General features: G+C 39.5%; 15 protein-coding genes. 11 read left to right on the top strand and 4 right to left on the bottom strand.

Translation table 11 applies throughout. The features are described from left to right. Positions 1 to 1,522: 1,522 nt before the first annotated feature. Together nagB and MXE38_RS08965 are read right to left on the bottom strand one after the other, a co-directional pair. A complete protein-coding gene (nagB, locus tag MXE38_RS08960; protein ID WP_246914066.1) occupies positions 1,523 to 2,251 on the bottom strand; it encodes a glucosamine-6-phosphate deaminase in 729 nt (242 codons plus the stop codon). Between the two features lie 294 nt (positions 2,252 to 2,545). Further along, entirely contained in the window at positions 2,546 to 3,457 is a 912-nt protein-coding gene (locus tag MXE38_RS08965) for a MurR/RpiR family transcriptional regulator (protein WP_246914068.1), read from the bottom strand. A gap of 1,037 nt (positions 3,458 to 4,494) precedes the next feature. On the opposite strand from MXE38_RS08965, the gene MXE38_RS08970 reads away from it, so the two are divergent. Both MXE38_RS08970 and MXE38_RS08975 read left to right on the top strand, forming a co-directional pair. Beyond that, positions 4,495 to 5,616, top strand: a complete 1,122-nt coding sequence (locus MXE38_RS08970) for a mannonate dehydratase (protein ID WP_246914070.1) — start codon at positions 4,495 to 4,497, stop codon at positions 5,614 to 5,616. 135 nt (positions 5,617 to 5,751) lie between these two features. Further along, on the top strand, positions 5,752 to 7,362 hold the full coding sequence (locus MXE38_RS08975) for a mannitol dehydrogenase family protein (RefSeq protein ID WP_246914072.1): 1,611 nt from the start codon (positions 5,752 to 5,754) through the stop codon (positions 7,360 to 7,362). 895 nt (positions 7,363 to 8,257) lie between these two features. Here MXE38_RS08975 and dctP read toward each other — a convergent pair. Further along, a complete protein-coding gene (gene dctP / locus MXE38_RS08980) occupies positions 8,258 to 9,400 on the bottom strand; it encodes a TRAP transporter substrate-binding protein DctP (RefSeq protein WP_246914074.1) in 1,143 nt (380 codons plus the stop codon). A 1,392-nt stretch (positions 9,401 to 10,792) separates the two neighbouring features. Between dctP and MXE38_RS08985 the strand changes: the two genes are divergently transcribed. Both MXE38_RS08985 and MXE38_RS08990 read left to right on the top strand, forming a co-directional pair. Next, positions 10,793 to 11,635 carry a hypothetical protein gene (locus MXE38_RS08985; RefSeq protein ID WP_246914076.1) on the top strand — a complete coding sequence of 281 codons (843 nt, stop codon included), beginning with the start codon at positions 10,793 to 10,795 and terminating at the stop codon, positions 11,633 to 11,635. A 926-nt stretch (positions 11,636 to 12,561) separates the two neighbouring features. Beyond that, a complete protein-coding gene (locus tag MXE38_RS08990) occupies positions 12,562 to 13,212 on the top strand; it encodes an HAD family hydrolase (protein ID WP_246914078.1) in 651 nt (216 codons plus the stop codon). 108 nt (positions 13,213 to 13,320) lie between these two features. Here MXE38_RS08990 and MXE38_RS08995 read toward each other — a convergent pair whose 3' ends face one another. Further along, positions 13,321 to 14,763 carry a carbon starvation protein A gene (locus MXE38_RS08995; RefSeq protein WP_246914080.1) on the bottom strand — a complete coding sequence of 481 codons (1,443 nt, stop codon included), beginning with the start codon at positions 14,761 to 14,763 and terminating at the stop codon, positions 13,321 to 13,323. Positions 14,764 to 15,779: 1,016 nt separating this feature from the next. Between MXE38_RS08995 and MXE38_RS09000 the strand changes: the two genes are divergently transcribed. The 7 genes from MXE38_RS09000 to MXE38_RS09030 all read left to right on the top strand — a co-directional run bounded on the left by MXE38_RS09000 (position 15,780) and on the right by MXE38_RS09030 (position 24,265). Beyond that, positions 15,780 to 16,007, top strand: coding sequence for a FeoA family protein (locus MXE38_RS09000; protein WP_246914082.1), 228 nt, complete (start codon positions 15,780 to 15,782; stop codon positions 16,005 to 16,007). A 17-nt stretch (positions 16,008 to 16,024) separates the two neighbouring features. Next, entirely contained in the window at positions 16,025 to 18,157 is a 2,133-nt protein-coding gene (feoB, locus tag MXE38_RS09005; protein ID WP_246914084.1) for a ferrous iron transport protein B, read from the top strand. 151 nt (positions 18,158 to 18,308) lie between these two features. Next, a complete protein-coding gene (locus tag MXE38_RS09010; RefSeq protein WP_246914086.1) occupies positions 18,309 to 18,629 on the top strand; it encodes a YbaB/EbfC family nucleoid-associated protein in 321 nt (106 codons plus the stop codon). 481 nt (positions 18,630 to 19,110) lie between these two features. Next, the gene (gene recR / locus MXE38_RS09015) at positions 19,111 to 19,716 is read left to right on the top strand and encodes a recombination mediator RecR (RefSeq protein WP_246914088.1); all 606 of its coding nucleotides are present in this window, start codon (positions 19,111 to 19,113) and stop codon (positions 19,714 to 19,716) included. 974 nt (positions 19,717 to 20,690) lie between these two features. Further along, complete coding sequence (gene htpG / locus MXE38_RS09020; protein WP_246914089.1) at positions 20,691 to 22,670, top strand: molecular chaperone HtpG; 1,980 nt, start codon at positions 20,691 to 20,693, stop codon at positions 22,668 to 22,670. A gap of 274 nt (positions 22,671 to 22,944) precedes the next feature. After that, positions 22,945 to 23,604 (top strand): adenylate kinase, encoded by a 660-nt coding sequence (gene adk / locus MXE38_RS09025; protein WP_246914090.1) that lies wholly within the window; start codon positions 22,945 to 22,947, stop codon positions 23,602 to 23,604. 103 nt (positions 23,605 to 23,707) lie between these two features. Beyond that, positions 23,708 to 24,265 carry a hypothetical protein gene (locus MXE38_RS09030; RefSeq protein ID WP_246914091.1) on the top strand — a complete coding sequence of 186 codons (558 nt, stop codon included), beginning with the start codon at positions 23,708 to 23,710 and terminating at the stop codon, positions 24,263 to 24,265. Positions 24,266 to 24,535: the final 270 nt, after the last annotated feature.

Raw genomic sequence — 24,535 nt, forward strand, 5'->3', positions numbered from 1 at the left:
TTAAAGGCATTAACTAAAAGGTTTCGGCTCAATCGAGCTTTTCTTGAGTAGAAAGGCCAGCTATGGGAGCGTTGCTGAGCAGTAGCGATTGAGTTTGTTTTAACTTCGTAATGACCGAAGAAGAACCTTTGGCTCTTTGAGGCTCACGAATCTGAGTGGCTTCAACCATTCAGAACGGATAAGGAGTCTACTGCAAATTCTTTGTACACAAATTGACGTTTGGTCGGTCAGGGAGGCGTAAGCCGATTGTACCTGCTTGGCCAAAAAAAGGTTTGTGTTGGTCAAAGAAAGCTTAATGGCTTTGCTATTAAGTGCTTCAAGACTGGGGTTGTGGTGGCTTTTTAGTAGTTTGAAAAGTCCAAGCACATTAACCATAGTAACAGTATACATGGAGGTTTATCTTCCTGTGATACCGTAATTTTTCTTAGCTTGATGCTTTAAAGGCATTAACTAAAAGGTTTCGGCTCAATCGAGCTTTTCTTGAGTAGAAAGGCCAGCTATGGGAGCGTTGCTGAGCAGTAGCGATTGAGTTTGTTTTAACTTCGTAATGACCGAAGAAGAACCATTGGCTCTTTGAGGCTCACGAATCTGAGTGGCTTCAACCATTCAGAACGGATAAGGAGTCTACTGCAAATTCTTTGTACACAAATTGTCGTTTGGTCGGTCAGGGAGGCGTAAGTCGATTGTACCTGCTTGGCCAAAAAAGGTTTGTGTTGATCAAAGAAAGCTTAATGGCTTTGCTATTAAGTGCTTCAAGATTACGGCTGTGCTGGCTTTTTAGTATTTTGAAAACCAAGCACATTAACCACATTAACAGTATACATGTAGGTTTATCCTCCTGTGATACCGTAATTTTTCTTAGCTTGATGCTTTAAAGGCATTAACTAAAAGGTTTCGGCTCAATCGTGCCTTTCTTGAGTAGAAAGGCCAGCTATGGGAGCGTTGCTGAGCAGTAGCGATTGAGTTTGTTTTAACTTCGTAATGACCGAAGAAGAACCATTGGCTCTTTGAGGCTCACGAATCTGAGTGGCTTCAACCATTCAGAACGGATAAGGAGTCTACTGCAAATTCTTTGTACACAAATTGACGCTTGGTCGGTCAGGGAGGCGTAAGCCGATTGTACCTGCTTGGCCAAAAAAGGTTTGTGTTGGTCAAAGAAAGCTTAATGGCTATGTCATTAGGTGCTTCAAGATTGGGGTTGCGGTGGCTTTTTAGTAGTTAAAAAGCCAAATATAACAACCGTTTCAAAAGTATAAAGGTAAGTTTAACTTTCACCTTATTAAAGTATGTTTAGCTTAGTTAAATGCTTAAACGTACATTTTTCAAATTTGAGTTTAATTTGGTAATGGATTGGCTTATGAACATGATTTAAGAGTGTTCTGAAATTATGAGGCAAATATAGTATGAGAAATGTTTTAACTTGATTGATGGCTCAACAGCTTCTGTTTACCATGAAAAAAACCCAAGCAAAGTTTTAGCTTCGCTTGGGTTTGATTTTTTTAAGAAAAGTTATTTAAAACTATTACTTAACTAAGCTTAAAGCTGCATCATCAGCAACTAAAACTACATTAGGGTGTAATTGGAGTACAGATGCTGGAACTTCAGGAGTTACTGGGCCCCAGAAGGACTTGTAGATAGCCTCAGCCTTATCCTCGCCAGAGGCGATTAATAAAACTTGCTTAGCGTGCATAATGGAGCGAATGCCCATGGTATAAGCCTGACGAGGTACTTCATCAATGGAGGCAAAGAAGCGCTTGTTAGCCTCAATAGTGCTCTCAGTTAAGTCTACGCAGTGGGTGTTCTTCTCAAAAGCAGAACCAGGCTCGTTAAAGCCGATGTGACCATTGCGGCCAATACCTAATAATTGGATATCGATACCGCCTACGTCCTCAATAACCTTGTCATAGCGGGCGCACTCAGCAACAGCATCTGGGTTCTTGCCATCAGGAATATTGATGTTTTCAGGCTTAATGTTGATGTGGTCAAATAAGTTGTGATGCATGAAGTAAACGTAGCTTTGATCACTCTCCTTGCCTAAGCCACGGTACTCATCCAAGTTTACAGTCTTAACTTCAGAAAAGTCTAAGTCACCCTTGTTGTACCACTCGATTAATTGCTTGTAAGTACCGATTGGGCTAGAACCAGTTGCTAAACCTAAAACGCAATTTGGCTTGATAATAACCTGAGCAGAAATGATGTTAGCAGCTTTACGGCTTAACTCCTGATAGTTATTAGCACGGTAAATACGCATGTGTTTCTCCTACGAAAAAAGGCATAGGTGCGCTAGGTTTTAACCAGAGCTACTTAAAAATAAGCTTGGCTCCAATGGCGCATCATGAGGCATCTTACTTAGAGCAAGATGCTAAACAACAAAGATAAAAGCTGGCAATTTGGTAATAATAAAGTACCAAACTGCCCAGCCCAACAAAAACAAAACCTCAAGTGTTTAATAGGGAAGATATTAAACACATATGTAAGCCACTATCTCATAGAGGCTATATTTAGCGCTCAGTGGTTGATCACTTAAGGCGCTTAAATCCTAAAACTAGTCACGATCCATGTCACTTAAGGCAGGAGTTTCACTTTCTAAAAGCTCCTTACCAAAAGTTGGTTTACAAAAGTTAACTAAAGCTTTGCCTGTTTTATGTTTAATATCTACTGCGCTTTGTCCTAACAACTTGCAAAGTTCAGTAAAGATTAAATCAACAATGAAAAATACTGCGGTCTTTGAGTAAATTGAACCTGAGTCTAAGCAGGTTTCACGTACTGTATAAAGTAGTGTTTCATTGGCTAAAGAGCAAAGCTCTGATGACTCTTGAGCTGTAATAGCAATAACTTTGGCGTGTTCATTTTTGGCTAAAGAAATAGCTTGGATCACCTCAGGGGTGGTGCCAGAGTTAGAGAATGCTACTACCACATCTTTTTTAGTAAGCAATGAGCATAAAATGAGCATTTCATGAGTATCAGTTATAGCTCGAGCATCAATACCAATGCGATTAAACTTAAAGGCAGTATCTAATGCTACAAAGCCACTATTACCTTTACCTATAAATAGTACTCGTCTGGCTCCTGCTAAAAATTTGGTAATTTTGTTAAGGCTTTGGTGATCAACATTTTGGGCTGTTTGCATAATAGTTGATGACACCAGCTGTGAAAGCTTTGATGCAGTCTCAATAGAGCTTTCACTATAAGAGATATTTACTGGTATGAGGTGACCTAAATCTTTGCTAGGGCCAATTTCTTGGGCTAAAGCAATTTTAAAAGCTTGAAGGGACTCATAGCCAAATTTGCGAGCAAATCTAGTAACTGTAGCATGGGAAACACCACAGCTTTTAGCTATCTCAGAAATAGGGGCATTACAAACATCAAGGCCCTTTTCTTTAATATAGTGCCATAAAGCTAAGTCTGCTTTAGTCAGACTTTTTTGTGCTGCTTCTAGCTTTTCGAAAATACCCATAAGATGCCAACCCTTAAGTAAAACTCTTAATTGCAACAAAATTAAAAGATGTTACAAATTTTCATTAATTATATATCTTATTTGTGGAGAAATATTTCATATTTTTTAAGATTATTAAAAATTTGCTCTAGGTCACAATCTTTCGGTGTTTATGAATATTTATAAAATTCTGATATATATCGCACAATTAATCATACGAATAGTGCTAGTCAGTTGAATTATATAGAGGAGTACACCCTCATATTGTTGGTATTACGCCTTTAGCAGCATTTTTTAACAATGTTTCTTTGTTTCCTTAGATATTTACCATAAATAAGCTGTTTAAGCAGCTAGAGCTTAAGATTAAAGTAGTAGTGACATTAATTTGCTTAATATAGTGGTTAAGTTTGGATCCAAGCTTCCATATAGCGTGTAGTGATTTTCTAACTTGCTACTAACCTTATTAGGAAGTAACAAGAGCTTTGTTAGCTCAGGCAATAGGTGTTAGTTAGGCGGTAAATACTGACAAAACCATTGGTGTTATTGGTGCTATTGGCAGGGCCTGATGTTTAATGTTTCGGGTGATTTGCATAATGCTATGACAAGCAAAGAAAGTTTTTGAGAGGTTTGGCAGATTAATAAACGTAAATGTAGAGCAATATAGGACAGATATTTTCAGTACTTTTATAGGCTTTATTTAGAAGTAATTTTCGGCAAAACACTTAACTGGTCGACCAGTGTTAGTTGTAAATAATACTTCTATGGCGTGCATTAGTAAGCCAAATGTGCGTCTCATATCCAGTTTTGTTGATAAATTTAAAGCTGCGTCACAATTTTTGAATTTTTGAGCTAGAAAAGGAAAAAATCTTATCTTGCATACTAGTATGCAATAGCGGAATAACCTATACTAGTAAACATACAAGGTACAGAGCTTAAATAAGACATAACAATAAGCTTGTTACTTTGCTCTTAGTGATTATTTAGTAGTTGATGTTGACATTGCTCAAGCTCAAGCAGCTTTGCTTAATTGAGCTTTGCTAAAGTGGAGATACCGTCATATGATGCACATGACTATGCGCTGGTTTGGCCCAGAGCAGGATAGCATTTCTTTAGAGAAGATTCGTCAGATTCCTGGTATGGAAGGCGTTATTACAGCCCTTCATGAGATCCCAGCTGGTGTAGCTTGGACTCAAGAGCAAGTTGCTGAGCGTAAGGCAATTGTTGAGAAGGCTGGTCTTAAGCTCTTAGGTATTGAAAGCATTAATGTTCACGAGGACATCAAGTACGGTGCTGCTACTCGTGACGAGTTAATTGAAAACTACATTAAGTCATTAGAGGCTTGTGGTAAGAACGATATTCACTTAGTTTGCTACAACTTCATGCCTGTTTTTGACTGGACTCGTACTGATTTAGCTCAGCCTTTAGGTGATGGCTCTACTGCTTTAGCTTATGACGGTAAAGTAATTGAAGGCTTAAGCGCTGAGGAAATGTTTGAGCGTATTGCCAACAACTCCAATGGCTTTGAAATGCCTGGTTGGGAGCTCAATCGTAAGGATGAAATCACTGCCCAGATTAACAAGTTTAAGGGCATGACTGGTGATGAGTTACGTGCCAACTATAAGTACTTCTTAGATGCAATTATGCCAACTTGTGAGAAGTACAACATTAAGATGGGCGTTCACCCAGATGATCCAGCATACGATTTATTTGGTATTCCACGTATTACCAAGTGCCGTGAGGATTTATTAAAGATCGCTGCTTTACATGACAGCCCATTACATGGCTTCACCTTATGTACTGGTTCTTTAGGCTCCAACCCAGGCAACGATATTCCAAGCATTATTCGTGATCCAATTATTTCCAAGCGTATTCACTTTGCTCACGTACGTAATGTATTACACACTGGTGATCACCAGTTCCACGAGAGCTCCCACGTATCATGCACTGGTAGCTTAGACCTTTATGAAATTATCAAGGCCTTAGTTGAAGTTGGCTTTAACGGTGTAATCCGTCCTGATCATGGCCGTGAGATCTGGGGTGAAATTGCACGCCCTGGTTATGGCTTATACGACCGTGCATTAGGTTCTAACTACTTAATCGGTCTTGAGGAAGCTATCCGCAAGAGCAAGGGTATGCCATATCCTGATAACATCAACTCAATTACTGCTCCTTGGAAGTAAGAGTTTTAACTTAAATTCTTATTGTTAGGAAAAATTAGATAGCTGCTTTTTTAATTTGCTTAAAGAGGTAGCTATCTTTTTAACGATTGAGCCAAGATTTTTGTTAAATAGTGTGTTTTTGAGGATTGTTTAATTATGAAGGTTACTTTAGAAGGCATTAAAGACGTTGCAGCTTTTGAACAAGCTAAAGTTGAATTACCTAAGTATGACGTAGCTAAGGTTCAAGCTCATAGCAAAGAGAGCCCTGTATGGCTTCACTTTGGCGCAGGTAACATTTTCCGTGGTTTTGTTGCTTCTTTACAGCAAGATCTTTTAAATAAAGGCCTTCAGACCTCTGGTATTCAAACTTTGTCAGTTTATGATGGTGCTATCATTGATGACGTATTTACTCCTCATGATAAGCTCACTATGGAGGTCACCTTACTTCCTGATACCAATGTAGAATTACGTGTTATTGGTTCAGTAGTACATGGTTACAAACTTAATGGCTCAGCACCTTCTGATGAGCAAGAGGTTAAGTCATTAATTACCAAGGATTCTTTACAATTAGTTTCTTATACCATTACAGAAAAGGGCTATGCTATTCGTGGTATTGACGGCCAATATCAGCCTCAAATCGTAAAGGATATCGAGGCAGGTCCTGCTAAGGTTGGTCACGCCATGTCTTGGACTGCTGCTTTATTATTAGAGCGTTATAAGGCTGGTGCTTTACCTATTGCCATGGTTTCCATGGATAACTGCTCTCACAATGGTGATAAGCTTAAGGCCGCAGTAGTAGAAATTGCTAAGGCATGGGAGCAAAAGGGCTTTGTTGATGCAGGCTTCATTGCTTACTTAGAGGATGAGTCTAAGGTAGCTTTCCCGTGGACTATGATTGATAAGATCACTCCACGTCCAGATGATTCTATTGCTAAGCTCTTAAAGGATCGTGGCATTGAGGACATGGATCCTATTAAGACTGCTCGTGGCTCCTTTATTGCTCCATTCGTTAATGCTGAAAAGCCACAGTACTTAATCGTTGAAGACAAGTTCCCTAATGGCCGCCCTCCCCTTGAGCAGGCTGGCGTACTCTTTACTGATGGCGCTGGTGTAGATTTATGTGAGCGCATGAAGGTTACAACTTGCTTAAATCCATTACACACTGCTTTAGCTGTTTATGGCTGTATTTTAGGCTACGATCGTATTGCTGCTGAGATGGATGATGCTCAGTTAGTTGCCTTAGTTAAGAAGCTTGGTTATGACGAGGGCTTAAAGGTAGTAGACGATCCTAAGATTTTAAACCCACGTGATTTCTTAACCGAGGTTATTGAGCAGCGTTTAACTAACAAGTGCTTACCTGACTCTCCTCAGCGTATTGCTACTGATACCTCACAGAAGGTTACTGTACGTTTTGGCGAAACCTTAAAGAATTATCACAAGAAAGGTTTAGATGCTACCTCCTTAGTTGCATTACCTTTAGCTATTGCTGGCTGGTTACGCTATTTATTAGCTATTAATGACGAAGGCTGTGCTTTTGAGCTCTCTGATGATCCTTTAATTCCTGATTTAAAGGCTAAGATGGCTGGTATTGAGTTTGGTAAGACTGAAACTGTAGGCGATAAGCTCAAGCCAATTTTAAGTAATGCCTCTTTATTTGGTGTTGACCTTTATGAAATTGGTCTTGGCACTAAGGTTGAGGACTTATTTAAAGAAATGATGGTAGGCCCTAAGGCTGTACGTAACACCTTAGTTAAGTATTTAGGATAAAAATCTAAATCCAATTAGTCTTTTATGATTTCTAAAGACTAAACATCAAACATCAACAAAAACATTATCTAAGCCATAAGAGCTGTTTTTTAACCAAAGCATCTCTTATGGCTTTTTAATTTTGTTCTGCCAAGATTTTATCTCCCACCACAGCTTTTTCTCCTAGCTCTTTAGCTATTAGTCCTTGAGCAGAGATGGGCATTAGCTTAATTAAAGCTCCTCAGACATACCATTTCCTTAAGGTAATTTTAGCTAAGCCAAGCTTTACATCATTCTTGCTCCACTTTGAAATTAGCACAATATAAACAAAGTCAATGGAAGGCTGGATAAAGCATTGCTTCTATTAAATTAATCTTATGGCAGTCAACCATGTCGCTCTCTGTCGATTGCTGGTGCATGGGTACTGACCAACTCCCATGCGTAAGCCCATAGGGTTCCAGCGTATCAAGGTTAACCTATTTTCGTCACAGGCTAATAAAGCGCAACATAATGCACGTCTTAAAGTTTGGCAATAGCAAGACATAAAGCATGGCATGATGCTTGGCAAGAAGCGCAGCTAAAAGCATAGCCATAGCTAAAAAGATAGGGGGATGAATAATGGTAGATGGCAAGAAAATACGGAAATTGAAGTTCTGTTAGCTTGTATGAGGTAGAGCAGGTAGGGGCGTAGTAGCTGTAGTGGTCTTAGGCAAATTTATAAAGATGGTTTGATGGAAATTTTAGAAAATTAACCGTGCCCTTATTTTTTTTGCAACGTTAATTATGAGTGACTCAAACTAAAATGGCCCCGAAAATGGGGCCATTTGGTAACAACAGCTCTATAAGAGTGCTGTGAAAAACTTAAGATTACAAGGTTCGAAGTTAATTGAACCTGCTTATTTAGAGGGCTAGTTGCTTATTTTTTACCCTCAGGCATCTTACCGCCATTGGTGTAGTAGGCCCATGGAATAGCTTTTGCGCCTAAGACCTTGTAGTAAAGACCTGGAGACCATTTCTTAAAGACAGGCAAGGTATAGAAGGTGTTAGCTCTTTGGTTGAGCTTGGCTAACATCTCAGGGCTTGGTCTAGTAATAGTCAATCCAGCAGCCTGCATCTCTTTTAAGATGGTATATTCATTGGCCTCTTGTACTACATTGTAAAACTTAGCAGCACGATTACAGCTATCGGTTAGCATTTGCTGTTGAGCTGAGGTAAGACTATCCCAATACTTGGCACCAATAACCATGTTATTAATACTGTAGACATGGCTTGTTAGTAACAAGTATTTAGCATCATTATAGAGACCCATAGTGTAAATACGGGCAGTAGTTAAATCAGCTGCGTCAATTTCCTTATTGGCAAACGCTCTTTTGAGCTGAGAGTTGGGAATTGCAACAGGGGTGGCGCCGAAAACCTTCCAAGTATTATTTTGGATATCATTATTTGGCACACGTATTCTTAAAGAATCTAATTCTTTAAATTGAGTAATTGGTCGTGAGGATAATAGGTAGCGAATACTATTATTCCAAAGAGTAGAGATAATATGAATGCCATGCTTGCTATGTAGCTCTTGGTTTTCCTTCTCAAACCACTTACTCTTAGAAAGGTGATAGGCCTCATCCCAATTCTTAAAAAGATAAGGGCCAGAGCAAATACCTAGATCATAAGAACCTAAAGCATAAAAATCAGCAGCCAAAGCTGGAGAAACAATATTTTCGCCTGACTTAATTCTTTGTAGCAAATCCTGCTTGTCGCCTAAACTATCATCAGGGAAAAGCTCTAAGTCCATAGAACCATTAGAAATATTTCTTAGTTCTTCTTGCCAGCGTCGCATGCCTAAATCAAAGGAGCCGTTTTTTGCGTACTCATATCCTACTTTAATGACAACTTTATTAGCACTATTAGTAAAAGTTGCACTAGTAGTATCAGTAGTAGCTACGGTAGCCTGGTTATCATTACCGCAAGCACTTAAAGTGAAGAGCAAACATGAGCACCCTAAAACACTAATTAGGCTTTTAAATAGAGCCTTTTTTTTGCCTTTGGCAAAAATATTTTTCATAAAACAATTCCTCAAGTATCATCCCCACCTCGAAAACTTATCAACACACAACAATATTTTCACGGCTCTAAGCTTCATTGCAAAATGAGGTAGAGGAGATTTAATCAATCCAAAAGATATAAGAGAAAAATATCAATAAATTATCCAGTAGGAGATATTTTTCTTAATGTGCTCCCTGTTTGCTTTTTTAGTGGCGTGTAGACTTTAAGTCTGCTTAGTAATCACAAGATTAATAGGGTATGGGCCAATTAAAATAAATGACTGCTAGTTGTTAGTAGAGCAAAACTTATTTCAAAGTAAATAAGCTGGTAAGTTGGGTAAACCAATCTTATCTTAAGAAAGTGCTAAGCCACACTCACAAAAAAATATAGTCAACATATAAGCTTATAAAGTATTGAAAAAACTTTTCAGCTACTAGATATTTTCTTAATCTGAAAAATATTGTCAATAACGGTAGGATTGATCGTGCTCACAAAGTTGCAAAGCTTTTAGTAGTAGTTGGTTGTGAACTTGATAGATATAGCATTTGTCAGCTAATTCATATTAAGTTTTTTAAAGCTTACAAATTTATGCACGAACAGATTCTCATTAATTATTCATTGATAGCCCATTTAGGTGCCCCAGAGGCTAAACACAACATATCAAGCAAGCAATCAATCAATCAAGTAATAAAGCAATCAAGCAATAAAGTACGTCATACCCTAAACAGTCACACATCTGTGCTCAGCTAAGCTACAGCTTAGCAGAGCTCCGCTGCGCTCCACAACATGCTAAAGCTCACAATACCATAGAAGCTTAAGCCAAGATAAAGAGCAAAAGATTGAGTCCTAATACCAAATACACCTTAGAACAGGAGCTTGGGCAAAGCATAAACAAGTTCATACTAGCAGTACACTCATTGCAAGTAGTGTCATGCTGTTAAGGGTGATGGCTATGGGTAACTTCAAAGTGAGCTTATCAAGGCTATAACTTAATCTGATGACCTGCAAAATAAGAGTATTTGTCGGTAAAGAAAGGTGATGGTTATGCTCTTTTGGGGTAACTTACACCTTGTATGTAAATTTTTTCTTGTTTACTGACATTTGTACCATTTTTAAAGGTATTTCTGATAACTATATTGCTATAATCACGGGCACTTACAAAATAAACTTGTTTAAAAGCTTATTTATAAGCTCTTTTATTAATTGACCATATAGGCTCAAATAGAATTTACCTGCTTTGAAAAGTTTACTTAAGCTACGCTTAAAGCTAAGAATAGAGTAGAGTAACTAAGCTCACGATGATGAGGCAAATTCTATTTGAGTCCCTATGGACATGATTAAAGCTGTCTAGCTCGACTAAATGAAAGACATTAGCTAGTGCAGCTTATTTTTTTAGTATTAGGTTTTTTCTATGCGCATTAAATTTTCTCGTACTTATTTAGCTCTTGTTTTAGCTTTAGGTTGCACCTCTAGTGCATTAGCTAACAACTATTTTTTAAAGCTAGACACTCAGCTAACTAATGAGGCTGATATCAAGGGTACTAATAGCAATGTGCAAAACTCTAGTTTCGGCTTTATTTTGGGCGGCTCTTACAACGACATTGATTATTCAGTAGAGTATAAGCGCTCTGAGTATGACTTTTCTGGTTCTTATGAGCCATTTGATGCTTTAAATAAGATTGCTTTTGATTTTAGCCAGGATTTATCTTTAAGCTCCCATCTTCAGCTTTACTATGGTCTTAATTTAGGTGCATTATTTGAGAGCTCTTTAGCTTTATCAGACAGCTACTCTATCAGCCCTCGTGCAGCTTTAGGCTGGAATTTCTATCGCAATATGACAGCTTATTTAGGTGCTTATGCCAACTTAAATGCTGCCGATAATGTGTTCTTACCTATTGTTGGTTTAAAGATTGGTAATAATAGTGATATGGGTTGGACTGGCTCTATTGCTTATCCTGAGACCAAGTTGCAATATCGCTTTAACCGCTCTTTATCTGCTGATATCACCTATTTAACCGTACGTGATACTTATTACATCGACTCTTCCTATGGCGATGCTTATTTTAGAGAGGAGTCACAAGGTGCAAGCATTGGTGCTACTTACAACTTCACTCCTAAGATGCATTTATCAGGCGGTGTCTTTGGCTATTTTGACCGTGAGCTCAAGTTCTACAATGGCTCAGGTGATGAAATCGGCACTTTAGATGTTGATAACAATGTAGGCGCATACGCTCGCTTTACTTTTGCTTTCTAATTTCAAGTTTAAAACCATTGACTCTAATACTTAATCAGGCACTGATAATTTCCTATGCACTATCTTTGTCTGATGATTATTAGAGTTTGCATACAGACGCTAATGCCGCTCTTCTGCACAAAGAGCGGCATTTTTTCACCTTCATTACCAAACTCCTCCAAAGCCATTCTTAGCACAAATACAAAAAAAACAACACACTAAAGCTCTCAGAGCAAAGTATTTGTTTCTCAGTTTGTAATGCCCCTCTTGCAAGCTTGCAAGCCTGCCGCTTGCTAACCTGACACTTGCTGCTTGCGCTCTTGCCAGCCTCACGTTTGCTTTTTTGGTATCCTGTCCTTGCTCTCGTAGATTGCATCATTAATCTTAAATCTTATTTTTCATAATATAGCACTGTGCTACCCCAGTCTTAGACGTATCTTGCTTGGATAGGCTAGTGGTTAAATTGAAAACCCATTACATACTAACGAACCAAAGTGGCACCTTAATTTGCTAATTGTCTTGTGCTTTTCCACAATTTTACTGACTGAGTAGGTTAGTGCTATTTGTGCAATGAGATTTCAATTTAACCACTAGGTCTTACTGCTACTACTACTAAAAGCTATTAATGGCAGGCTCTTTGCCGTGAATGTTGTCAGTAAAGTCTGCGCTTTAATTTGCAAAAGGCGCTTTTTAATAGTAGTAGGGCCATTAAATATGGGGTGTTTAAGCTATTGCTGCTAGCATGATACACTTGCTTAAGCTTTAGTGTAGAGCATGAGACTGCGCTGCACAGCATTGCGCCGCACTGCGCTGCTTAGCAGGCGGCGGCTCTGTGTCTTGCTGCTGTGCCAAGCTGCGGCTGTGTTGAGCGGCAGGGGCTGAGCTGAACAGGGCGGCGGTGCTAGGCAAAAGTTTAGTTTAGTGTGATAGGGAGTTAAGAGCCTTATATGAGTAAGTATAAGCATATATTGTTAGATGTGGACGGGACTTTGATTGATACTTATCAGGCCAATGTGTCCAGTCTAAAAGAGATACTTGAGCGCTATATGCCTGGGCATAACTGCACTGAGCAAGATTATGCTGATATTTTTGGTATTCCTGAAAGGGATGGCCTTAGAATGCTTAAAGCTCCTGAGGAACAAATTGAGCGTATGGTTGAGGACTGGGTTGCGCTGGTTCGTACTAAAAGTAATTTATTTTGTCTTTATGATGGCGTGATTGAATTATTAGAGCGCCTAAAAGAGCAGGGCTATCATAGCTATTTGGTGACCTCTAGAACAAGAGGTGTATCTCAAGGTGGCCCTTTAGGTAGTTGGGAACCTGAGCCTCTTAGAGCTTACGTAGGCGGTGCTATTTGTGCTAATGATGTAAAAAGACCAAAGCCTGCTCCTGACTCTATTTTGTTGTATATGGATAAAACAGGGGCTAAAAAAGAAGAAATACTCTTTGTTGGTGATACTCACACTGACTTGCAATGTGCTCAGAGTGCAGGGGTTGATTTTGGCTTGGCCTTATGGGGATATTGTGGCAAGCAACAGCTTGAGTGCCAACACTATTTTAAGCACCCTAACGATATCTTAGCTTTGCTCCAGGGATAAAAGAGCTTGTAAATAATAAAAAATGCCGCTAATAAAGCGGCATTTTTATGAGCTCAACTTGGGTATGTGTTAGCTTAATTGAGCTCTAATTTAAGTAATCTTGATAGATTAGGCATCCATTGGTGCGCCTTCAATCTCTTTCTTACCAAACTTTAAGAAAGCAAGTAAGATAGCAACAGCACCAACTAAGCCAATGATCTGGGAGATAAAGATATCCATACCGAAGCCCATGTTTGGCTCATAGAGGATGTATGTGATACATGCTGCGGTGATGAATACACCAGGGAGTGTACATACCCAGTGGAACTTATCACGACGGTATAAGTAAGCAGCAGCAGTCCAAAGCATAATGGCAGCTAAGGTCTGGTTGGACCAACCGAAGTATCTCCAAATGATGTTAAAGTCAATGAAGGATAAGGCAACGCCAAGAGCAAATACTGGAAGAGCAATGTATAAGCGCTTTAACTTATTAGTCTGATCAAGGTTAAATACTTCAGCAATAGTTAAACGAGCAGCACGGAAAGCAGTGTCACCAGAGGTAATTGGTAATACGATAACACCTAAGATAGCTAATAAGCCACCAAAGCCACCCATAAGAGCGCGTGAAGAATCGTAAACAACAGCAGAGGCAGTGCCAGCATTAATAGTGGAGTTTAAGGTCTCTGGATCTTGGTAGAAGGTCATACCAACGGTACACCATACTAAGCCAATGAAGCCCTCTGCAATCATACCACCGTAGAATACCATGCGGCCTTCGCTCTCGTTTTCAATACAACGAGCCATTAAAGGAGACTGGGTAGCATGGAAGCCTGATAATGCACCACAAGCAATAGTGATGAACATAAGAGGCCATAATGGTAAATCCTGTGGATGAGGGTTTACGCCCCATTCTGCCCAAGAATAGAACTGCTCAGGCATCTTAATGAACATAGCAGCAGTAATACCAACAGCCATGATAATTAAGAGTGCGCCGAAGATTGGGTAGATACGACCGATTAGCTTATCAATTGGTACTAAAGTAGCAATGAAGTAGTAAATAAAGATTACAGCTAACCAGAAGAAGAAGTCTAATGATTCAGGAGTGAGCTTTGCCAAGAGGTTAGCAGGAGCAGTAGCGAATACAACACCTACTAAGAGCAATAGAATTACAGCAAAGGCACGCATAATCTGCTTGAAAATTTTACCTAAGTTGTAACCTACGATCTGAGGTACGTTAGCGCCTTGGTAACGAACAGAAAGCATACCGCCATAGTAGTCGTGTACAGCACCAGCAAAAATAGAACCAATAACGATCCAAATTAAAGCTTGAGGGCCATATAAAGCACCCATGATAGGGCCGAATACTGGGCCTACGCCTGCAATATTAAGTAATTGAATTAACCAAAGCTTCCATTTAGGCATAGTAACGTAGTCTACGCCATCATATTTGGTAACAGCTGGGGTCTTGCGATTTGGGTCTGGAGCAAAGATTTTCTCAACAATCTTGCCGTAAATAAAGTAACCAACAATCAGGGCGATTGTTGCGATAATGAACCACATATACCTTGGCATTTGTGACTCCTTAATTAATCAACATCAACAAAAACACACAATCTTAGTCCTAGAGCAGAAAAAGACCCGAGAGAGCTAACCTTTAACCTAGTGCACAACAGCTGTGCTATATCAGGACTAGAGAACTGTAGGGCAATACAGCCAGCCAAATGTTTGCATATTCAAGAGCTCACGCCCAAGAAGTTTAAGTTGCGTAGTTCTAAACTTCCTTTACAAATCTGCAAGCGTTTGTCTGTATGTAAAGTGAGCTCATTTTAAACGCTAAGCTCTATATAGCTAAATTTTTTCATTAAAAGTGGGCGCTAGCTCTCAACAAAAAAATAAATATTTGAGACAGATCGGATTTTAAGTTTTGCTAAGCTCTTTAATTAATAAGGCTTATGAATGGCCCTTTTAACTAATTACAACATTACCTTAAGTAAGTAATGGAACATCTTTGGTGCAGATCTCTCAACACGCACAATTTTGGTTTAAAAGCTTAAAACATCTAAACTCCGTGCACGTGTTCAAGCCAAACTCTTAGCAAAAAACATCAAAGAAAATAAGCACCAGGTGCCCTATCAGGTAGAGATTGTGGTGATTTCTGTACATTGCTGCATTAACAATGCAAATGATTGCACTAAAGTATAGAGGCTATCTTTGTAAAAAGCTCTTTCTATCTAGAGTGGCATCTATAGTAGAGACCTTAAAGTAAGTTAAACAGGCTATTAATGGGGCGCTTCCATTTGATGCAAATAATGGTCAGGCTTTAAAAAAATGTTGAATTGCAGCTTGAGTAAGTGTAGACTAACTAACATTAAACGAATACATTTCGTCCTTTAAGTTGTCTTTAGCTAACTCAAGTTAGCTAAAACTTTAAAGAGATAGTTTGACTATCAAAGCAACTTTCATTTAGTTGTTAGAAGACAATGGCCTGACATATATTAAGTTTTAGCTTAAGTTTGTTCAGCTAAGAAGTTTTTAGAATTTAGTTTTGCCTTGCTTTTACAAAGCTGGTAAAAGTACAAGAATTTATTATGAGTAAGACATTAGACACTTTAACAGTTGGACAGTCAGGCACAGTAGTGGCTGTTAATGGTCACAACACCTCTTTACGTCGTCGTTTATTAGATATGGGCCTTACCCCAAATACTCAGGTTGAAGTAATGCGCTTTGCTCCACTGGGCGATCCTATGGAGCTTAATGTTAGAGGTTATGCTTTAACTATACGCAAAGAAGACGCTAAATTAATTGAGATTGCCTAAGGATAGGAGCTATTCAAATGAGCAAGACCATTGCTTTAATTGGTAACCAAAACTGTGGCAAGACCACCTTGTTTAACTGCATTACTGGTTCTAATCAATATGTTGGCAACTGGCCAGGCGTTACTTTAGATAAAGTAACTGGCTTTGTGGCCTCTCATAATTATAAGGTTACTGACTTACCAGGTCTTTATTCTTTATCACCATATTCTCCAGAAGAGCGTGTATCTCGTGATTACTTATTAAGTGGTGACTACGATGTGATTGTAAACATTGTAGATGCTACCCACATAGAGCGCTCTTTATCTTTAACTTGTGAAATTCTTTCATTTAAGCGTCCTATGGTTATAGTGCTTAATATGATGGATTTAGCTCAAAAAGAGCAAACTTCAATTGATATTGATAAGCTTTCAAAAAGCTTTGGCGTTCCAGTAGTTGCTATTTCTGCTGCTAAAAAAGAGGGTATTGATGAGCTCTTTAAGGCTGTAGATCAAGCTTGTGTAGCTACTTGTTCTGTTCTTGATGAAAAGCTTGCTTCTGGTTTAAACAATGTAGCTAACTTAATCACTGATCATGAGTTTGAAGGTTCTCGTAACTTTATTGCCTTATCTTTACTACAGCATGACCACGCCTTTATGGATGAGTATGCTCATAACGAGAAGGTCTTAACTCAAGTTAATAAAGAAATTTTAGAGCTAGAAAAGGCATACTCTACTGATGTAGAGAGCTTGGCAGCACAGGAGCGTTATGCTTTTATCGATGGTGTAATTGCCAGGGCTGTTACTAAGGGTAAGGGTCGTAATAACAATCTTTCTAAGCGTATTGATGATATTGTTACTAATCGTTTCTTAGCTCTACCTATCTTTGCCTTTATTGTTTACATGGTTTACTTCTTAGCTGTAAGCACTATTGGTACTATGGGTACTGACTATGCTAATGATGTGCTCTTTGGAGAGTATGCTACTAATGGCGCTACCGCTTTATTAGAGAGTGTCAACGCTCCACAGTGGCTTTCAGGCTTAGTGGTCGATGGTATTATTGGCGGTGTGGGGGCTGTTTTAGGCTTCGTGCCTCAAATGATTGTGCTCTTTATGCTCTTATCATTGCTTGAGCAAAGTGGTTATATGACCCGTGTTGCTTTTGTGCTTGATCGCATCTTCCGTCATTTTGGTTTATCTGGTCTCTGCTTCATTCCTATGGTAGTAGCATCAGGTTGTGGTGTGCCAGCTATTATGGCAACTAACAACATTGATAATATCAATGAGAAGCGTATTACTATTATTACCACCACCTTTGTTCCTTGCTCTGCCAAGCTTCCAATCTTAGCTATGATTGCAGCTGCCTTCTTCCCTGAGTCTACTATTGTGGCTCCAGCAGTTTATTTCTTAGCTATTTTTGCTATTGGCTTTACTGCCTTTATCTTGAAAAAGGATGCTACCTTCAAAGAGGATGTTTCTCCTTTCGTATTAGAAATGCCTAATTACAATATGCCTAAGTTACGTAATGTTTTACGTTCAACTTATCAGCGCTGCCGCTCTTTTGTTATCAAGGCTGGTACTGTAATTTTTGCCACCGTAGTAGTAGTTTGGTTCTTATCAAACTTTAACTTTACCTCAGATGGCTTTGGCATGGTTGAGGTTAATAATTCTTTATTAGCTGTTATTGGTAGTGCTATTGCCTTTATCTTTATTCCTTTAGGCTTTGCTTCTTGGGAGGCTTCAGTATCAATTATTACTGGCTTATTAGCAAAGGAAAATGTAGTAGGTACTTTAGCTGTGCTCTTAGGTTTAGGTGAGGTTGCTGAGGATGATGCTTCTTTAAGTGCAGCTTTACATGGTGAGTTTACAACTTCAGCTGCTGCCATGTCTTTCTTAGCCTTTAACTTGTTCTCTACTCCATGTATTGCAGCTTTAGGTGCAATGAAGCGTCAGCTTAACAATACTCGCTTATTTACCTTTGCTGTAGTTTACATGTTAGCTTTCTCCTACTCCTTAGCTATGATTATTTATGCTTTAGGTGGTTTTATAGTAGGTGAAGTTCCTTTTGGAGCCACTACTGTGGTTGCTATCGTGCTCTTAGCTATTGGCATCTACTTAGTAGTTCGTCCAGAGCGCAAAGGCCCAAGCTTACATATCCCTGTAAAGCAAATCTAATTACCAATTAACTAGATTCAAGGCCAAGAATTGCTTTAAATTCTTGGCCATTTTTTTTGATATCTGCTGACCATGTTGTACAATTGATTCTTGTTTTTTTAGACTATCTTGGTCAGAATAGAAGAAATTTTTTTTCTGGAGTTAAATACACATGTTCAATATGGGCAACATGATGAAGCAGGCTCAAATGCTTCAAGAGCGTATGGCTAAAGTTCAAGAGGAAATTGCTACTCTTGAGTGCACTGGTGAGGCTGGTGCTGGTTTAGTTAAGGTTACTGTTAATGGCAAGCACGAAGTACGTCGTGTTTCTATTGACGATAGCTTACTAAGCGATGACAAGGAAATGCTTGAGGATTTAATTGCAGCTGCTTGCAATGATGCCAATCGTCGTGTAGAAGAGCAAAGCAAGGCTAAGATGGCCGAAGTAACTGCTGGTCTTCCATTACCACCAGGCATGAAGCTTCCTTTCTAAAGTATTGAGCTTTAGCAAAATTATCTTGCTTACAAACCCAGTTTACTTGGTCTTTGACCTTGAGACTGGGTTTAATTATTTTAGCGCCGCCAAACTTGCACCTGATGCCAAGCTTGCGCTTGTCGTCAAGCTGCAAGCTTGCAGCTCCCAGCTTACCGCCAGATAGCAGCCGCTGGCCGCTGGATAGCAGCAAGCTTTCAGCTTCCACATCTTGCAGCTGTTAGTTTTAGTCTTGAGGTGTTGCTCAAATTATTCGGTCGCTAATTATGGTTAAAAATAAAAGCTTAAAAGGGACTATACTATCGTGCCTGTGGTCATGGCAGCTAAGGGCAGGTCAGGGCTGCAACAATATTTCCCTGTTCATTAAAGCGCAATAGTCAGGACAAAAAGCTCTCAAGCTTATACTAAAATACATGTGCGATTCATCCTGAGCCTAGCATTAGTTTAGGTGAGGGTATTCTAGCTAAGGACTGATAAGAATATGTCATCTTCTGCTCAACTTGATAAATTAATTAGAGCTTTACAAGTTCAACCTGGAGTAGGTACCCGATCTGCTACACGTATTGCCTATCATTTATTGGATAGAAGACGCTCAGATGCTATTGAGCTTGGACATGTCTTAATCGAAGCTATGAATAATATTAGACAATGTACCTGTTGTCGCAATTACTCTGACTCTGATTTATGTAAGATTTGTGCTAATCAAGAGCGTCATAACACTAGATCTCTATGCATTGTAGAAAGCCCTTCTGATGTTGAGGCTATTGAAAATAGTAATAACTTTTTTGGACTTTACTTTGTACTGCATGGACACTTGTCCCCAATTGATGGTATTGGTGCTAAGGAATTAGGTCTACCATTATTAGACTCATTATTAGCCACCAATAAATTTGATGAAATTATCTTAGCTACTAATCCTACTATTGAGGGTGATGCTACTGCCTCTTTTATAGCCTCACTAGCCCAAAGACACAATATTAAGCACATTTCAAAGATTGCCTCAGGCGTACCTTTAGGTGGTGACTTAGACTCAGTAGATCAAAAGACTTTAGCTAGCTCCTTCATGAACCGTCGCCCATTTTCCTAGGCACTAATTTTTCACATCAAGCAAGCAAACACATTTGCTTGCTTGCCTGATTGCCCTCCATTTTCAATCAAGTACAGCCGCTGATCGCAAGTCGATGGCTGGTGGTCTCTGTCTGCTAGTCGCTTGATGCTGACTGCTGGCAGCTATTACTGGATTTCAAAAGTTCGTCACCCCCTTAAAGGCTACTTAAAGCTAGTAAATTCGAGGTTTTGGTGCTTTAAAACAGGTGGCGAAACTTTTGAAAACTAGTACTAGCCTCTGGCCATCTTTAGCACCATCTAACAACTTACCCAAAATTCCACACAGGCGCTAGGGCAGGTTAGCTTTCTACTTAACCTCCTAAAGGCCTAACCTTTTTGTCATCCTATATTTATTGCTCTTTGGCCAAGCTTATGGCTTGCTTATCAAGGGTGATAGCAGATGCTAAAGCCTGGGCCAAATATAGGTCATTCTTGGATTGTCATAATAGGCAAAGAGCTACTAACGACAGAGCAAGAGGCAAATATCAAGAAAGTAAGTAAGCATGCATGCATGCAACAAGAGCTGTCTTGGCGATAGCTTTTGCATGGACAGAACATAATCTTAAGGCTGTAAAAGTAGGGGTAAAGTTTACATAAGGCAAAGCCTAAATAGGGGATAGGGCTTGGGGTTTAGTAGTGGATTTGCTAAAAAGTTTGCCTCTAGGACTTGAAATGTATTTTAGCTGACCCCATCTACAATACAGGTTGCAATAATATGTTGTTTAATTAAGGCTTCTGCTAGCTAATCGCGTGAGCACCTTGATAAAAAGCTCTACTGTAGTAACAAGGCTAACTTTAGATGCTCAGGACGATTAGCCAGCCTAGCAATTGTAGCCTAGCGCCAAACGCCTTGGAGTAATCCTTGGTGTTGAGACAAGATTAAGATAGGCCTGCACTTAAATTTCATGCAAGTGAAGTTTTAGGGGCGGCAGTTCTCTTCTGGAGTTTTATAAAATGTCAGCTACTGTACACGGTTTTCAAACTGAAGTTACCAAGCTTTTAAATTTATTGGCACACTCTTTATACTCCAATAAAGAAGTGTTCTTACGTGAGCTTATTTCTAACGCTTCTGATGCTATTGATAAGTTACACTTCTTATCTTTAACTAATCCTGATTTAATCAAGGATGATCCACAGTTTAAGATCCGTGTTCGTGCAGATAAAGATACCAATACTTTAACCATTCAAGATAATGGTTTAGGTATGACCTTAGCAGAGGCTAATGCTAATTTAGGTACTATTGCAAAGTCTGGTACTGAGGAATTTGTTAAGAACTTATCTGGTGATCAGGCTAAGGACTCTCAGCTTATTGGTCAGTTCGGTGTAGGCTTCTACTCCTCATTCATCGTAGCCGATCAAGTTACTGTTATTTCCCGCTCTGCTACTGCTAGCGCTGAAGAGGGTGTACGCTGGAGCTCTACTGGTAATGGTACTTTCGAGTCTGAGAATACTACTGTTGCTGAGCGTGGTACTAAGATCATTTTACACATCAAGGATGATTGCAAAGATTTCTTAGATACTTGGACTTTACGTCAGGCTATCAACAAGTATTCTGACCACATTTCAACCCCTGTTGAGCTTTATGATGTGGTTTATGAAGAAGATGAGAAGGCCGAAGGCCAAGAGGAAGGCAAGGAGTCAGAGCCAAAGCAAACCCATAAGTTTGTTCAAGTTAACAATGCCCAGGCCTTATGGACTAGAAACCCTAAGGACGTTAGCGATGAGGACTACAAGAGCTTCTATAAGCATTCCTTTAACGATTATGTAGATCCTTTAACCTGGACTCACAATAAGGTAGAGGGTGAGTTTGAGTACACCTCTTTACTTTATATCCCATCCATGGCTCCAATGAACCTTATGATGCGTGACCACAATAACAGCATTAAGCTTTATGTACAGCGCGTCTTTATTATGGATGAGTCCGAGCAATTTATTCCTGCTTACTTACGTTTCGTACGTGGCTTAGTTGATACTAATGCCTTACCATTAAACGTATCTCGTGAGTTACTCCAAGAGAGCAAGGTAACTAGAAAGCTTAAGAGCGCTATTACTAAGCGTGCTCTTAACATGATTGAGAAGCTTAGCGCTGACAAGGATCAATATGCTAAGTTTGTAGCCTCCTTTAATGATGTCTTAAAAGAGGGTATCTCTGATGATCGTGACAACCAAGAGAAGATCTTAAAGTTAGTACGCTTTGCCTCTACTCATGACACCAACATCGTATGTAATGTTTCTTTAGATGACTACATTTCACGTATGTCTGAGAAGCAAAAGAACATTTACTACTTATGCGCTGATGATTATGACAAGGCTGTTAACTCCCCTAACTTAGAGCGCTTAAAGGCCAAGGGTATTGAGGTGCTCTTATTATGGAAGCAACCAATTGATTCTTGGATCTGCTCTTACTTAAATGAGTACCAAGGCAAGAAGTTTATCAGTGCTAATGCTGCTGACTTAGACTTAGGCGACCTTGAGGACGAGCAAGATAAGGCTAAGCGTGAGCAAACCCAAAAAGAGCATGAGGATTTAATCAAGCGCTTTAAGGAAGCTTTAGGTTCTGAGGTTGAGGATGTTAAGGTTGCCGACGGCTTATCTGAGTCCCCTGCTTGCTTAGTTCAATCTGCTGCTAACTCTGGCTTTAGCCAGCAGATGCGCTTCATTGCTAAGATGCAAGGCACAGAATTACCAGCTGAGAAGTTCATTTTAGAGCTTAACCCAGCGCATGCTTTAGTAAAGCAAGCTTATGCTGAGCCTAATGAGAGCTTATTTAAGGATTGGGCTAACTTAATCTTTATGCAGGCCACCTTATCAGATCAGGGTACCTTAAAGAACCCACGTGAGTTTGTTACCTTAATGAACCGCATGTTATTAAAGTCTGGTGCAGCCCCAGAGACTGAGCCAACCCACCAAGGCGATTCCTCCCTCGAGGCCTAATCTCCTAAACTAAGCTAGCAAAGCTCACCTTAGCTAGCTTGGCTAGCTAAGGTGAGCCCCAGCGCTAACGCATGCGCTAGCGCTGGCGCTATCACCCAACAAAAAAGCTCCTTCTAAATTATTAGCAGGAGCTTTTTGTTTTTTATCTTAACTTAAGGAAATAATCCCTAAAATTGCGCATTAGACAAATTAGCATGTTTAGATTGCGTGATTTATGTGCAAGTTTAGTATAATGATAGCTGATTTAGATTTTCCTTAACGTTTAGGAGCAATCATGCGCATTATTTTATTAGGCCCACCAGGTGCAGGTAAGGGTACTCAAGCTCAAAACTTAACCAAGGCTTTTGATATTCCTCAGATTTCTACTGGTGACATGCTTCGTGCTGCTATTAAGGCAGGCACTCCACTAGGCTTAAAAGCTAAAGAAGTTATGGATGCAGGTCAGTTAGTTTCTGATGACATTATTTTAGGCTTAGTAAAAGAGCGTATTGCAGCTGATGACTGCAAGAACGGCTTCTTATTCGATGGCTTCCCTCGCACTATTCCTCAAGCTGAGGCCTTAGTTGAAGCTAACATCGATATCGACGCTGTTGTTGAGTTACAAGTTCCAGATGAGAAGATTGTAAAGCGTATGTCTGGCCGTCGTGTGCACTTAGCCTCAGGTCGTACTTACCACATCGTTTACAACCCACCAAAGGTTGAGGGTAAGGATGACGTAACTGGTGAGGACTTAGTTATCCGTGCTGACGATGAAGAGGCAACTGTACGTGCTCGTTTAGATGTTTACCATCAGCAGACTGAGCCTTTAGTTGCTTTTTATAAGAACTTAGCTCAAAACGGTAAGACTTATTACTTAGAGCTTGATGGCAACCGTCCAGTTGAGACTATTGCCACTGAAATGATTGATGCTTTAAAGGCTAATGCTCAAAAGTAAGATCATTTAAGTATCTTGCGCTTTAATAAGCGTTTAAAAGGCCCTAGTTGTGTTGTCACCTAGGGCTCTTTTTTAGAAATTTTTTTCTCTGGAGATAAGGATAGTGAGCGTTTTAAATACTAAGGTTGTTACCTCTTGGTGCTTAGCTGGTGCTTTATTAATGAGTACCTGTTCTATTGCTTTAGCGCAAAATAACAAATCTGAGCCTAATGATGTTCCTATTACCGATGCTGCTGTATCTGCCTCTGTTAGTGCTCCTGCCACTCCTCTTACTCCAGATGAGGCTCAAAGCCATAATATCCCATGTCCATCCTTTTGGACGGTACAACCTAATCCTAGTGTAGAAAATTCCTTATCCTATGTTCACGACTCAGGCAAAATTGCAGTAAATGTAACCTATATTGCTAATATGAGTGGTTCTAATGTCAGTGCTAGTACCTTTGCTCGAGTCTCTGCTGAACAAATGAATTGCACGTTACCAGTTAAATCTAATTTATTAGCCAATGCCTGGGCCTTTAATTGCGATAATGGCATTGAAGCTCTAGTTTATGGTAATCCTGGCGACTTGGTATTGCTAAGTATCTCAGGCCGTAACGATGAAACCGAAAGCGACCTAGACAGTTTTATTTCCTTCCTCGAGTACCAATCTCGTCGCCGCTAACGCCAGCGCCATAGCTAAAGCTTGGCGCTAAAACTTAAGCACAAGCTAGCGTATAGCGCATATAGCTTAACAAAGCTGCACTTCTATCCTATTACCAATATACAAAGCCTAGAGTAGTTCTCTAGGCTTCATTGTTCTTAAAACATATAGACCGACAATTTGATGCGTCAGATAAAAACAAATAATTAACGTTGTTTATAAAATATAATACAGAAGGATAAAATAGTGTAGTTTTATAGTCAGGACTTATAAGCTATTAAACACTTATGT

It is taken from the genome of Anaerobiospirillum sp. NML120448 (assembly GCF_023050945.1).
Taxonomy (GTDB): domain Bacteria; phylum Pseudomonadota; class Gammaproteobacteria; order Enterobacterales; family Succinivibrionaceae; genus Anaerobiospirillum.

Excerpts from the sequence above, each read along its gene's own strand:
- nagB (WP_246914066.1), bottom strand. The coding sequence starts at position 2,251 with ATGCGTATTTACCGTGCTAATAACTATCAGGAGTTAAGCCGTAAAGCT.
- MXE38_RS08965 (WP_246914068.1), bottom strand. The coding sequence starts at position 3,457 with ATGGGTATTTTCGAAAAGCTAGAAGCAGCACAAAAAAGTCTGACTAAA.
- MXE38_RS08970 (WP_246914070.1), top strand. The coding sequence starts at position 4,495 with ATGATGCACATGACTATGCGCTGGTTTGGCCCAGAGCAGGATAGCATT.
- MXE38_RS08975 (WP_246914072.1), top strand. The coding sequence starts at position 5,752 with ATGAAGGTTACTTTAGAAGGCATTAAAGACGTTGCAGCTTTTGAACAA.
- dctP (WP_246914074.1), bottom strand. The coding sequence starts at position 9,400 with ATGAAAAATATTTTTGCCAAAGGCAAAAAAAAGGCTCTATTTAAAAGC.
- MXE38_RS08985 (WP_246914076.1), top strand. The coding sequence starts at position 10,793 with ATGCGCATTAAATTTTCTCGTACTTATTTAGCTCTTGTTTTAGCTTTA.
- MXE38_RS08990 (WP_246914078.1), top strand. The coding sequence starts at position 12,562 with ATGAGTAAGTATAAGCATATATTGTTAGATGTGGACGGGACTTTGATT.
- MXE38_RS08995 (WP_246914080.1), bottom strand. The coding sequence starts at position 14,763 with ATGCCAAGGTATATGTGGTTCATTATCGCAACAATCGCCCTGATTGTT.
- MXE38_RS09000 (WP_246914082.1), top strand. The coding sequence starts at position 15,780 with ATGAGTAAGACATTAGACACTTTAACAGTTGGACAGTCAGGCACAGTA.
- feoB (WP_246914084.1), top strand. The coding sequence starts at position 16,025 with ATGAGCAAGACCATTGCTTTAATTGGTAACCAAAACTGTGGCAAGACC.
- MXE38_RS09010 (WP_246914086.1), top strand. The coding sequence starts at position 18,309 with ATGTTCAATATGGGCAACATGATGAAGCAGGCTCAAATGCTTCAAGAG.
- recR (WP_246914088.1), top strand. The coding sequence starts at position 19,111 with ATGTCATCTTCTGCTCAACTTGATAAATTAATTAGAGCTTTACAAGTT.
- htpG (WP_246914089.1), top strand. The coding sequence starts at position 20,691 with ATGTCAGCTACTGTACACGGTTTTCAAACTGAAGTTACCAAGCTTTTA.
- adk (WP_246914090.1), top strand. The coding sequence starts at position 22,945 with ATGCGCATTATTTTATTAGGCCCACCAGGTGCAGGTAAGGGTACTCAA.